This window comes from Buchnera aphidicola (Chaitophorus sp. 3695) (genome assembly GCF_964058985.1).
GTDB lineage: Bacteria > Pseudomonadota > Gammaproteobacteria > Enterobacterales > Enterobacteriaceae > Buchnera_J > Buchnera_J aphidicola_BQ.
Genome location: NZ_OZ060379.1, coordinates 313,286 through 324,940, shown reverse-complemented (window position 1 = coordinate 324,940; position 11,655 = coordinate 313,286). Strand labels below are relative to the sequence as shown.

The window sequence follows — 11,655 nt, the reverse complement described above, 5'->3', positions numbered from 1 at the left end:
CTTTTTTTTATTTAAAAAATAATTAATTATAATAAATTATTTAACGAATTAAATTTTTTCTTTAATTCTTGCAGATTTACCAAATTTTTTACGTAAATAATATAATTTAGATTTTCTAACAAAACCTTTACGTTTGATAAATATTTTTTCAATATTTTTAGAATGAGTTTGAAAAACTCTTTCTACTCCTTCACCATTTGATATTTTTCTAACACAAAAAGATGATTGTAAAAATCTATTTTTAATAGAAATAACAATTCCTTCAAAAGATTGTAAACGTTTTTTAGTGCCTTCTATCACCCAAACTTGTACTTCTATTGTATCTCCTGAGCGAAATTTTGGTATATCTTTTTTTATTTGTCTTTTTTCTATAATATTTAATATATTATTCATTTTTTTTATTTTTTAAAAGTAGTGATATTTTTATTTTTTAATTGAAGTATTTTACTTAAAAAAATTTTTTCTTTGGCATTAAATTTTTTTTTTTTAAATAATTTTGGTTTTTTAAAAAGAGTATATTCAATGGATTTTTTTAATCTCCAAATTTTAATTTTTTTATGATTTCCTGATAAAAGAATATCTGGTACTTTCATCTTGTCTATAATTCTTGGTCTAGTATAATGAGGATAATCTAATAAAGTTTTAGAAAAAGAATCTTGATGTTTAATATTTTTTTTTTTAATAACACCTGGTATAAATCTGCAAATTGCATCTATAAATACCATTGCTGCCAATTCACCGCCTGTTAATATATAATCTCCAATAGATAATTCTTGATCTACAAATTTTTTTATAAATCTTTGATCAATTCCTTGATATCTTCCACAAATTAATATGATGTTTTTAATTTTAGAAAAGTTTTTTAAATTATTTTGATTAATCTTTTTTCCTTGAGGAGATAAATAAATTATATAATATTTTTTTTTTTTATATATTTTATTATTGCCATTTTTAATGGAAGAAAACTCATAATCATTCCTGGTCCTCCTCCATAAGGTCTATCATCTACACTTTTATTTTTTTTTTTACTAAAATTTCTCAAATTTAACACAGTTAATTTTATAATTTTTTTTTTTATTGCTCTTGAGAGAATTCCATAATTTATTATTGAATTAAACATTTCAGGAAAAATTGTAATTATTTTAAAATTTATAAAAAATTTTTTTATAATATTTTTTTTTTTCAAATTCTATTCTCTCCAATTAACTAGAATTATTTTTTTTTTAATATTAATTGTTTTAATAATTTTTTTTTTTACAAAAGGAATTAATATTTCTTTATAGTCATTTTTTTTAATTACTAAAATATCATTTGTATGTGTTCTAATAATATTTATTACTATTCCTAAAAAATTTTTATTTATATTAAAAACTTGACATGAAAGAATTTCTCTCCAAAGATACTCATTATTTTTTTTTTTGATTTGTTCAGAATAAATAAATATATTTATATTTTTAAATGAAGAAGCTTTATTTCGATTATTTATATTTTGAATTTTTATTAGAAAATAATTTTTTATAGTTTTCCATTGAATAATTTTTAAAGAATATATAATATTTTTTTTACAATAAAATAAAGGATTATATTTAAAGATAGATTTTTTGTTTTCAGTAAAAGAAAACATTTTATTCCATCCTAAAATTCCATAAGGTGAACAAATTTTACCTATAATGATTTGATTTAAATGTTTATTAATCATTTATTTAATATATATTTTCATTATTTTTTTTACTCTTTTAGAAGTTTGTCCGCCTTTTTGAATCCAATATTTTAATTTATCTAGATTAATTTTACATGAATTTAATTTATTTTTACAAATTGGATCAAAAAAACCTATTTTTTCAATAAAACGACCATTTCTTGCTGATCTACTATCAGTAACAATAATTTGATAAAAAGGTTTTTTATTAGATCCGTGTCTAGATAATCTTATTTTCACCATTTTTAATCTTCCTTTAAAAATTAAATAAAATTTTGTATTTATATAAGAGAAATTATATATTTATAAAATCATTTGTTTAATTTTATTAAATAGTTTTATAAATCCAATATTTTTTATTTTTTTCATAATTTTTTTTATAGATTTAAATTGTTTTAAAAGTTTATTTATATCTTGTATGGTTGTTCCAGAACCTAATGCAATTCTTTTTTTTCTCGATATTTTAATAATATTAGGATAATTTCTTTCTTTTATGGTCATAGACTTAATTATTGATTCTATTTTTAATATCATAGAATCATTCATTTGAAATAAAATATTATTTTTAATATCAGAACTAATTGGTAATTTTTTTAATAAAAACTGAATATTTCCGATTTTTTTTATTTGATATATTTGTTTTAAAAAATCGTTTAAATTAAATGAATTATAATCTTTAATTTGTGTATTTAATTTATTAATATAATTTTTATCAAGTTTTTGTTCTATAGATTGAATTTCAGATAAAATATTTTCCATGCCTAAAATCTTAGAAGCAATATTTTTTGCATTAAAAAGTTCGATATCATCCACTTTTTCTCCATTACCAATAAATTTAATTGGAATATCCGTTAAATATTTTATTGATAATGCAACTCCACATCTTGCATTTGAGTCTAATTTAGTTAAAAAAATGCTTGTGATTAAAATAAATTTTTGAAATTTTTTAATTATATTAATAGAATCTTGACCAATCATTGAATCAATTACAAAAATTGTTTCTATAGGATTAATATATTTATGCAAATTTTGTATTTCTTTCATTAATTTTGTATTAATATGTAATCGTCCAGAAGTATCTATAATTAAAATATCGTATTTTTTTATTTTAGCATATTCTATAGCTTTTTTTGAAATATCTATTGGTATTTCTGAATTGTTAGATTTAAAAACATCAATTTGAATTTTAGAAGCAATAATTTTTAATTGTTTAATGGCAGCAGGTCTATATATATCTGTAGACGTTACTAAAACTTTTTTTTTAAATTTATCTCGAAATACTTTAGATAGTTTTCCAATACTTGTAGTTTTTCCTGCTCCTTGTAATCCTATAATTAAAAAAATAGATAATTTTTTTGGCAAGATTTTTATAGAATGATTTTTATTTCCAATTATTTCTATCAATTCATGCTTAACAATTTTTATAAATTCTTGTCCAGGTGTTAAAGAATTATTTATAACTTTACCAATACATTTTTTTTTAATTTTTTTAATAAATTTTGTAATAACTATCAAAGATACATCTGCTTCTAGTAATGCAATTCTTATTTTTCTCAATGTTTCTTTAATATTTTTTTCTGTAATTCGTCCTCTATTAGAAATATTTTTTATAATTCTTTTAAAACGCTTAGTTAGGTTTTTAAACATTTGATTTTACTCAAAATTATTTTAATAAAATTATTTATTTTAATAAATTTTTATATAATAGTTATTTTTTATAATTTTTTTTTTAATAAAATTATTTTAACATTTTTAATGATTTTTTTTTAATACATAAAACAATGTTTTATTTTTTTTGTGATTAGAAATATTTTTTTTAATAATATATAAATTATAAAGTATACAAGATTCTTTATTTCCTATTGCTGCTATATATTTTTTTTTTTTTTGAGATATTTTTTTTATAGCTTCTGAAGAACTATTAGTGTATTTAATTTTCCATAAAGGAAATTTTTTTATAAATAATTGACATTGTTTAATAGGTTCTATATGGCTATAAATTAATTTTATATTTTGAAAAGAATTTTTTTGTGCTGAAATAAGACAATGATTAATGTTCATTATAATTTTTTTTTTAATAAAAAATTTATTTTTTTTTAATAATTTGTTAGTTTCTTTAATATTTCCAGAAGAATTATTTTTTACAGGTAAAATAGCATATTTTACAATATTTTTTTTTAATTTTTTTATAACTTGAGTAAATGTTTTACATGGGACTTCATGGAAAATTTTATTTTTTTTTTAACATATTTTAAAGCAGCTAGATAAGAATATGATCCTTTAGGACCTAAAAAAGATATTTTAATAATTTTAGATTTTTTTTTTTTATAAATTTTATTTTGAATTTTTACTGAATTTTTGATAATGATTGTAAAAATTTTTTTTATATATTTTTTATTCAAATTATATTTTTTTCCTTTATCTGTAATTTTTTTAAAAATTTCTTTTTCTCGCACAGAATCTTTTATTGGATAATTAATATTAATTTTTTCATTTATAATTTTTTTTGAAATTAATTTTCTTTTATATAATAATTTTAAAAAAGATTTATCAATACGATTAATTTTTTTTCTCAATTTAAGTAAATTTTTTTGATTTTTCATAAGTAACCTATTTTTTATTTGTATTTTTTTATTTTATATAAAACAAAGTTTATTAGTTCTTATTATAAAGATTTTTATTTTTTTTTAAATAAAATTTTTATTTTAAATAACATTTTTATAAAATTTTTTCATGTAAAAAAAATGTATTTAAAAAAAAATAATGTTATTATTTTAATAATTCATAAAAAATTATATTTTGTCTTTTTTTTTTTTTTTTTTTTTTTTTTTTTTGATTTCTAAAAATTATATATTATAAGGATAAGATATGAATATAAAAAGTTTTTCAGCATCTAAGAAAGATTTTGTAAGAAATTGGTATTATGTTGATGCGACTGGAAAAATACTAGGACGTTTATCTAGTGTAATTGCACATTATCTTCGTGGAAAGCATAAAAGTATATATACTCCAAATATTGATGTTGGAGATTATATTATCGTAATTAATTCTTCTAAAATTCATGTTACGGGAAAAAAATTTAAAAAAAAATTATATTATTACCATACTGGTCATGTGGGAGGATTAAGAAAAAAGAAATTTTCTGATCTTTTTTTAAATAATTCGGAAGAAATTATTAAAAAATCTGTATATGGAATGTTACCAAAAGGCCCGTTAGGAAGATTAATATTCAAAAAATTAAAAGTATATTCTAAAGATTTTCATAATCATCAATCTCAAAAACCGATTTTACTTACAATTTAAATTTAGGATATAAAATTAAAATGGAAAAAGTACGAAATTATGGTACAGGTAGAAGAAAATCATCTTCTGCACGTGTTTTTTTAACACTTGGAAATGGAAATATTATTGTTAATAATTTAAAATTAAATAAATATTTTAGTCGAAAAACATCATGTATGCTTATTGAACAACCTTTACAAGCTGTAAATATGATTAACAAATTAAATTTTTATATTACTGTAAAAGGCGGAGGTATTTCTGGACAAGCAGGAGCAATTAGACAAGGAATTACACGTGCTTTAATTGAATTTGATAGTACTTTTTTAAAAATTTTAAAAAAATTAGGTTTTGTGACTCGTGATTCTCGTCAGGTAGAAAGAAAAAAAGTTGGATTTAGAAAAGCTAGACGTAGACCGCAATTTTCTAAAAGATAATTTATTTTATATTATTATATACAAGTTAAATATTTTAAATTTTTTGCGATCAATTTTTAACTTGTATAAGAGCATCTTTATTTAAATCTTAAATTAGATTTGATATTAAGATGTATCTATATAGTTTTAATTAAATTTTTACACAGAGTATTTAATCCATTTTTTTTAATTGCAGAAATAATAAAATATTTTGTAATATTTTTTTCTTGTTTTAAAATTTTATTTATTTTATATTTAATATCTTTTTTGTGTAAAGTGTCTGATTTATTAAAAACTAACCATTTTTTTTTTTTATATAAATCTTTTTTATAAAGTTTGATTTCTTTATTTATAATTTTTATATCTTCTATAATTTTTTTATAACACGGTATAGAAAGATCTATTATGTGAAGAAGAATTTTACATTTTTCAAGATGTCTTAAAAATTTTAATCCTAGTCCTGCTCCTTTTGATGCTCCTTTTATAATTCCTGGAATATCTGCAAATGTAATACTTTTTTTTGATTTTGTAAAAAACACTCCTAAATTAGGTTGTAAAGTAGTAAAACAATAATTTCCTATTTTAGGTTTAGCAGAAGAAATACTTCTAATAAAAGTAGATTTTCCAACGTTTGGTAAACCAATAATCCCAACATCTGCTAGTAATGATAATTCTAATTTAATTTTTATGGTTTTTCCAATTTTTCCTACAGTTCTTTTTTTTGGAGTACGATTAGTAGAAGATTTAAACCGATAATTTCCTAATCCATGCCATCCTCCTTGTAAAATTAAAAATGATTGTTTATGATATGTAAATTCTTTAATTATTTCGTTCGTATCATAATTAATTATTTTTGTTCCTAATGGTACAAAAAGATTTATATGTTTTCCTTTTTTTCCAGATTGATTACGATTTTTTCCAGATTCTCCATTTTCTGCTTGTATAAATTTTTTAAAAGTATAATCAATTAGTGTATTTATATTTTTATTAGCTTCAAAAAATATACTTCCTCCATCTCCTCCATCTCCTCCATCTGGACCTCCTTTAGGATTGTTTTTTTCACGTTTAAAACTAATAATACCATTTCCTCCGTTTCCTGATTTTAATGTAATAATTGCTTGATCAATAAATTTCATAATAAGAATTACTCCAAGATTTATTTCTTTATAATACTTCCTCTAATATTTAAAAGAGGAAGATAATTTTATAATAAAAATATAAATATAAATTATTTATAAAATTTTATTTTTTTCAATAATATTAATAATTTTTTTTTTATATAGACCATTTTTTTTAAATTCAACAATCCCAGATTTCACTGCATAGATTGTATGATCTCTTCCGCATTTAGTATTTAAACCTGAATGAAATTTTGTTCCTCGTTGTTTAATGATTATTGAACCTGCATTTACAAATTCCCCACCAAATCTTTTTATTCCTAATCGTTTCGAATGTGAATCTCGTCCGTTTCGACTAGATCCTCCAGCTTTTTTCTGTGCCATTTTTTATTCCTTAAATAAATTAATATGTATAATTTTTACACTTGTATAATTTTGTCTATGTCCTTGTTTTTTTTTATAATGTTTTCGACGATTAAATTTAATTATATTAATTTTTTTTTTTCGTCCATGTTTATAAACACAAGCTTTTATGACAGTATTTTTTAAAATAGGTTGACCTAAAAAAATTTTTTCATTTTTTTTAACTAGTAAAATATTATTAAATTTTATAACTTTTCCAATTTTACAATTAATTTTTTCTAGTCTTAATATTTGACCTATTTTAACTCTATACTGTTTTCCTCCATTCATAAGTACTGCATACATAAAAATACTCCAATTTATAGTTGTATTTATATTTATAAGTAAAAGATATTAAATACATAAAATTTTTTGTATAATGTCAACAAAAAATAAAAAATTTTATTGTATATAAAATTTTTTTAAAAATTTATATTTTATACAAAAATTTATTTATTCAAAATTTTTTATTTTTTTTTATTAATTTTTTTCCATTCATTCGTAGAATATGCTTTAATTGAAATTGCATGTATTTTATTTTTTTGAATATAAGATATTAAAGGAGAATATATTATTTTTTGTCTATTAACTATGTTAATTTCGGAAAATATATCTCCTACTGCTATTATTTTATAATAATTATTATCTTGTATAATTTTTATATAGTTTAATTTTAATTTTTGGTTTAGAATTTCTTTTATTTTATTTTTCATTTTTTTTTAAAATTTTTTAACTTATAATATATTTAAAATTTATTCATAATATATTTTTTTAAATAAAATTAATTTTATTAATATATCATGTATTAAAATAAAATTTTATATTTTTATTTATAGATTAATGTATTTATTATTTTACTATTGAATTTTAATTTATTTATTAATTAATATATTATATTTTTTTAAATTAAATTTATGATAAGTCAATATAATTATTTTTTTTTCGTATAAATCAATTATAAAAATCAAGGCATAAATGTGATCAATAAAATTTTAATGACGGTACAAGGTCAAAAAAAGTTGTTAAAAGAATTAAATTTTTTAAAGAAAATCAAGAGACCTAAAATTATTTTATCTATTGCTATAGCTCGGTCTCATGGAGATTTAAAAGAAAATGCAGAATATCATGCTGCTAAAGAAGAACAAAGTTTTTGTGAAGGAAGAATTAGAGAAATTGAATTTAAATTATCAAATGCTAATGTTATAGACATAAAAAATCTATCTACGTTTAAAAAAATATTTTTTGGTGCTACAGTGACTGTTTTGCATGTTTTATCAAAAAATATTTATACTTATAAAATTGTTGGAGATGATGAATCTAATTTTAAAAAACAAATGATTTCAATTAATTCTCCTATTGCAAGAAGTTTAATAGGTAAAAAGAAAAATGATTTTTTAAAAGTTCATACTCCATCTGGAAAAGTAACATATAAAGTATTAAAAATTGAATATATATGATAAATATATTTTTAATATACTTTTTTATTTAACCTTTATTAGATCTTTATTATTTTTTATAAAAAGTGTTAATATAAATTTAAATTAAAATAATCTTGATTATAACTGATAATATCAGTTTTAAATGATTTTTTAAAATAAGTTTTTTAAAATATTTTTTCTGAAATTTTTAAAATTAATAATTAAACATATTTTTTTAAATATTTTAAAATGATATATGAATAACAAAAAAAAAAATTCTAGTTCTAAAATTTGGTTAAGACGTCATTTTAAAGATTTTTATGTACGTAAAACTCATCAAAATAAAATACGTTCTCGCGCTTGGTTTAAATTAGATCAAATACACAACAAATTTAATATTTTCAAAAATGGAAATATTATTTTAGATATTGGATGTTCTCCAGGCAGTTGGTCAGAATATGCTTTACAAAAAATAGGATCTCAAGGGAAGATTATTGCATGTGATATTTCTTTTATGAAACCTATTTTAGGTGTAATTTTTATAAAAGGAGATATTCAAGATATGCATACATGTTCTTTAATATTGAAGAATTTAAAATATAAAAAAGTAGATGTATGTATGTCTGATATATCTCCAAATATAAGTGGATATCCTATAATTGATATGCATAAATCAATATCTTTAAGTAGATCTGCTTTAAATTTATCAATTAAAATATTATCAAAAAATGGTGTATTTATAACAAAAAGCTTTCAAGGAGAAAGTTTTAATATATATTATCAATTTATAAAAAAAAAATTTTCTCAAGTTAAAATTTATAAACCACAAGCTTCTAGATTCCGATCTCGTGAAATTTTTATTATTGCAAAGTATATAAAAAAATAGTTTTTAAAGTTTAAATATTTTAATTTAAGTAATGAGGAGTGAATCTCTTGAGAAAAATAGTTAAAAATTTTATTCTGTGGTTTATTTTAATTATGATTACAATGTCCATATTTCAAAATTTTAACTTTACACATTCACATAATTATCAAGTGAATTATTCTACTTTTTTATCAGAAGTAAATCAAAATAAGATTCGTGAAGTAATTTTAGATGGACACAATATTCATGTTTTTAAAAAAAATCATAGTAAATATTTTACATTTATGCCTATGAATGATCCAAATTTATTAAATACTCTTTTAAAAAAAAATATTAAAATTGTAGGGATCAAACCTTATAAAATGAATTTATTTTTATCTATGTTTATTTCTTGGTTTCCTATGATAATATTATTTTTAATGTGGATGTTTTTTATTAAACAAATACAAATGGGAGGAAAAGGAGCGTTATCTTTTGGTAAAAGCAAAGCAAAATTTTTAAAAGAAAACGAAATTAAAATAAATTTTTCAGATGTTGCAGGTTGTGATGAAGCTAAAGAAGAAGTAAAAGAATTAGTAGACTATCTCATAAATCCAAAAAAATTTCAAAAAATAGGAGGGAAAATACCAAAAGGAGTTTTAATGATAGGACCTCCAGGTACTGGAAAAACTTTATTAGCAAAAGCTATAGCTGGAGAAGCTAAAGTACCATATTTTACAATATCAGGATCAGATTTTGTTGAAATGTTTGTAGGTATAGGTGCATCGCGAGTAAGAGATATGTTTGAGAATTCAAGAAAATTATCTCCATGTATAATTTTTATTGATGAAATTGATGCTGTTGGAAGAAAAAGAGGAACTGGTTTAGGAGGAGGAAATGATGAAAGAGAACAAACATTAAATCAAATATTAGTTGAAATGGATGGATTTGATAGAAATCAAGGAGTAATCGTAATAGCAGCAACAAATCGTCCAGATGTTTTAGATCCTGCTTTATTACGACCAGGAAGATTTGATCGTCAAGTTTTTGTACCATTACCTGATATCAAAGGTAGAGAAGAAATATTAAAAGTGCATTCTAGAAAAGTTTTATTAGAAAAAGATTTTGATCCTTTAATTATTGCTCGTGGTACTCCTGGATTTTCTGGAGCAGATTTAGCAAATTTAGTTAATGAAGCTGCTCTTTTTGCTGTTCGTCATAATCACGCTTTTGTTGCTATGGAAGATTTTGAACAAGCTAAAGATAAAATTATGATGGGCGCAGAAAGAAAATCTATGATTATGACTGAAATACAAAAAGAAGCTACTGCATACCATGAAGCAGGTCATGCTATTGTAGGTAGATTAGTTCCAGAACATGATCCTATACATAAAGTTACCATTATTCCTAGAGGAAGAGCGTTAGGTGTAACTTTTTTTTTTCCTGTTGAAGATCATTTAAGTATTAATAAACAAAAATTAGAAAGTCAAATTTCTACTTTATATGGAGGAAGATTAGCAGAAGAAATAATATATGGAAAAGAATATGTTTCTACAGGAGCATCAAATGATATTAAAGTTGCAACGAATTTAGCAAGAAATATGGTTACACAATGGGGTTTTTCAAAAAAATTAGGTCCTTTATTATATTTACAAGAAGAAGAAGAAATGTTTTTAGGAAAATCATTTCAAAAAAATTTAAATTGTTCGAGTAGTACAGCAAAAATTATTGATCAAGAAATAAAATTTTTCATTGATAATAATTATAATAGAGCTAAAAAAATTTTAAAATCAAACATAGATATATTACATGCTATGAAAAATGCATTAATGAAATATGAAACAATTAATTCTGATCAAATAGATTCTTTAATGCAAAGAAAAAAAATATAAATTTATATATTTTAAAACATTTATTTATATAAATAGATTAATATTATTTTTATATAAAAATATAAGTTATATTAAAATTTTTTTTAAAAATTTTTAATTGAATATTTCATGAGTTTTATTATATTTATTTTTAAAAAAAATTATTTAAAATAATTTTTTAAGTCAATATTAATATAATATATAAAAATTATAATTTAAAATAGGTATTTTACAGTGCGTATTTTCTTTTTATGTTTATATTTATTTATTTCGATAACATTAATTATTTTAATTTTATTGCAAAAAAATCTTAGTTCTATAAATATTGGAACTAAAAATATTAATAAAAATTTATTTGATATATCTACTTCGAATGAATTTTTGACTCGTTTAACTATTATTTTTGCATTTTTATTTTTAATATTAAGTCTTTTGCAATGTAATATAAATAATTGTATATTATAAAATATTAGTTTTACTATAGAAATTATAGTGTGTTTTTATAATTTTCAATAACCGAGGTGGTGAAAATGGTATACACGCTACTTTGAGGTAGTAGTATCTAAAATAACATTAGATGTACGGGTTCAAGTCCCGTCCTCGGTATT

Annotated in this window: 16 protein-coding genes, 1 tRNA gene and 1 pseudogene; 7 read left to right on the top strand and 11 right to left on the bottom strand. The window is 20.0% G+C overall.

Annotation, left to right across the window (positions count from 1 at the left end; genetic code table 11):
- Nucleotides 1-48: 48 nt before the first annotated feature.
- From rplS to AB4W58_RS01430, 7 genes and pseudogenes are all read right to left on the bottom strand, one after another.
- Nucleotides 49-393, bottom strand: coding sequence for a 50S ribosomal protein L19 (rplS, locus tag AB4W58_RS01460; RefSeq protein WP_367673925.1), 345 nt, complete (start codon nt 391-393; stop codon nt 49-51).
- A gap of 5 nt (nt 394-398) precedes the next feature.
- Nucleotides 399-1,120, bottom strand: a pseudogene (gene trmD / locus AB4W58_RS01455) (tRNA (guanosine(37)-N1)-methyltransferase TrmD).
- A 69-nt stretch (nt 1,121-1,189) separates the two neighbouring features.
- Nucleotides 1,190-1,699, bottom strand: a complete 510-nt coding sequence (rimM, locus tag AB4W58_RS01450; protein ID WP_367673924.1) for a ribosome maturation factor RimM — start codon at nt 1,697-1,699, stop codon at nt 1,190-1,192.
- Nucleotides 1,700-1,942, bottom strand: a complete 243-nt coding sequence (gene rpsP / locus AB4W58_RS01445; RefSeq protein ID WP_367673923.1) for a 30S ribosomal protein S16 — start codon at nt 1,940-1,942, stop codon at nt 1,700-1,702.
- Nucleotides 1,943-2,002: 60 nt separating this feature from the next.
- A complete protein-coding gene (ffh, locus tag AB4W58_RS01440; RefSeq protein ID WP_367673922.1) occupies nt 2,003-3,346 on the bottom strand; it encodes a signal recognition particle protein in 1,344 nt (447 codons plus the stop codon).
- 105 nt (nt 3,347-3,451) lie between these two features.
- Entirely contained in the window at nt 3,452-3,868 is a 417-nt protein-coding gene (locus tag AB4W58_RS01435) for a prephenate dehydratase domain-containing protein (protein ID WP_367674248.1), read from the bottom strand.
- Between the two features lie 17 nt (nt 3,869-3,885).
- Nucleotides 3,886-4,302 carry a chorismate mutase gene (locus AB4W58_RS01430; protein WP_367673921.1) on the bottom strand — a complete coding sequence of 139 codons (417 nt, stop codon included), beginning with the start codon at nt 4,300-4,302 and terminating at the stop codon, nt 3,886-3,888.
- 271 nt (nt 4,303-4,573) lie between these two features.
- Between AB4W58_RS01430 and rplM the strand changes: the two genes are divergently transcribed.
- Both rplM and rpsI read left to right on the top strand, forming a co-directional pair.
- Nucleotides 4,574-5,002 (top strand): 50S ribosomal protein L13, encoded by a 429-nt coding sequence (gene rplM, locus AB4W58_RS01425; RefSeq protein ID WP_367674247.1) that lies wholly within the window; start codon nt 4,574-4,576, stop codon nt 5,000-5,002.
- A 20-nt stretch (nt 5,003-5,022) separates the two neighbouring features.
- Nucleotides 5,023-5,415 (top strand): 30S ribosomal protein S9, encoded by a 393-nt coding sequence (gene rpsI, locus AB4W58_RS01420; RefSeq protein ID WP_367673920.1) that lies wholly within the window; start codon nt 5,023-5,025, stop codon nt 5,413-5,415.
- Nucleotides 5,416-5,531: 116 nt separating this feature from the next.
- On the opposite strand, the gene cgtA is transcribed toward rpsI, so the two are convergent.
- From cgtA to AB4W58_RS01400, 4 genes are all read right to left on the bottom strand, one after another.
- Nucleotides 5,532-6,530 (bottom strand): Obg family GTPase CgtA, encoded by a 999-nt coding sequence (cgtA, locus tag AB4W58_RS01415; RefSeq protein WP_367673919.1) that lies wholly within the window; start codon nt 6,528-6,530, stop codon nt 5,532-5,534.
- Between the two features lie 96 nt (nt 6,531-6,626).
- Nucleotides 6,627-6,896 (bottom strand): 50S ribosomal protein L27, encoded by a 270-nt coding sequence (gene rpmA / locus AB4W58_RS01410; protein ID WP_367673918.1) that lies wholly within the window; start codon nt 6,894-6,896, stop codon nt 6,627-6,629.
- Nucleotides 6,897-6,899: 3 nt separating this feature from the next.
- Complete coding sequence (gene rplU / locus AB4W58_RS01405; protein WP_367673917.1) at nt 6,900-7,220, bottom strand: 50S ribosomal protein L21; 321 nt, start codon at nt 7,218-7,220, stop codon at nt 6,900-6,902.
- Between the two features lie 161 nt (nt 7,221-7,381).
- Complete coding sequence (locus AB4W58_RS01400) at nt 7,382-7,627, bottom strand: BolA/IbaG family iron-sulfur metabolism protein (RefSeq protein WP_367673916.1); 246 nt, start codon at nt 7,625-7,627, stop codon at nt 7,382-7,384.
- A gap of 264 nt (nt 7,628-7,891) precedes the next feature.
- On the opposite strand from AB4W58_RS01400, the gene greA reads away from it, so the two are divergent.
- The 5 genes from greA (at nt 7,892) to AB4W58_RS01375 (ending at nt 11,653) form a co-directional block, all read left to right on the top strand.
- Complete coding sequence (greA, locus tag AB4W58_RS01395; RefSeq protein ID WP_367673915.1) at nt 7,892-8,371, top strand: transcription elongation factor GreA; 480 nt, start codon at nt 7,892-7,894, stop codon at nt 8,369-8,371.
- A 217-nt stretch (nt 8,372-8,588) separates the two neighbouring features.
- On the top strand, nt 8,589-9,218 hold the full coding sequence (locus AB4W58_RS01390) for an RlmE family RNA methyltransferase (protein ID WP_367673914.1): 630 nt from the start codon (nt 8,589-8,591) through the stop codon (nt 9,216-9,218).
- 56 nt (nt 9,219-9,274) lie between these two features.
- Complete coding sequence (gene ftsH / locus AB4W58_RS01385; protein WP_367674246.1) at nt 9,275-11,068, top strand: ATP-dependent zinc metalloprotease FtsH; 1,794 nt, start codon at nt 9,275-9,277, stop codon at nt 11,066-11,068.
- 213 nt (nt 11,069-11,281) lie between these two features.
- Nucleotides 11,282-11,512 (top strand): preprotein translocase subunit SecG, encoded by a 231-nt coding sequence (secG, locus tag AB4W58_RS01380; RefSeq protein ID WP_367673913.1) that lies wholly within the window; start codon nt 11,282-11,284, stop codon nt 11,510-11,512.
- 50 nt (nt 11,513-11,562) lie between these two features.
- A tRNA-Leu gene (locus AB4W58_RS01375) sits at nt 11,563-11,653 on the top strand.
- Nucleotides 11,654-11,655: the final 2 nt, after the last annotated feature.

Bases quoted from the DNA above. Each gene is read 5' to 3' on its own strand.
- rplS (WP_367673925.1), bottom strand. From the start codon at position 393: ATGAATAATATATTAAATATTATAGAAAAAAGACAAATAAAAAAAGAT.
- cgtA (WP_367673919.1), bottom strand. From the start codon at position 6,530: ATGAAATTTATTGATCAAGCAATTATTACATTAAAATCAGGAAACGGA.
- AB4W58_RS01400 (WP_367673916.1), bottom strand. From the start codon at position 7,627: ATGAAAAATAAAATAAAAGAAATTCTAAACCAAAAATTAAAATTAAAC.
- rpmA (WP_367673918.1), bottom strand. From the start codon at position 6,896: ATGGCACAGAAAAAAGCTGGAGGATCTAGTCGAAACGGACGAGATTCA.
- rpsI (WP_367673920.1), top strand. From the start codon at position 5,023: ATGGAAAAAGTACGAAATTATGGTACAGGTAGAAGAAAATCATCTTCT.
- ffh (WP_367673922.1), bottom strand. From the start codon at position 3,346: ATGTTTAAAAACCTAACTAAGCGTTTTAAAAGAATTATAAAAAATATT.
- AB4W58_RS01430 (WP_367673921.1), bottom strand. From the start codon at position 4,302: ATGAAAAATCAAAAAAATTTACTTAAATTGAGAAAAAAAATTAATCGT.
- rpsP (WP_367673923.1), bottom strand. From the start codon at position 1,942: ATGGTGAAAATAAGATTATCTAGACACGGATCTAATAAAAAACCTTTT.
- rimM (WP_367673924.1), bottom strand. From the start codon at position 1,699: ATGATTAATAAACATTTAAATCAAATCATTATAGGTAAAATTTGTTCA.
- AB4W58_RS01390 (WP_367673914.1), top strand. From the start codon at position 8,589: ATGAATAACAAAAAAAAAAATTCTAGTTCTAAAATTTGGTTAAGACGT.
- rplU (WP_367673917.1), bottom strand. From the start codon at position 7,220: ATGTATGCAGTACTTATGAATGGAGGAAAACAGTATAGAGTTAAAATA.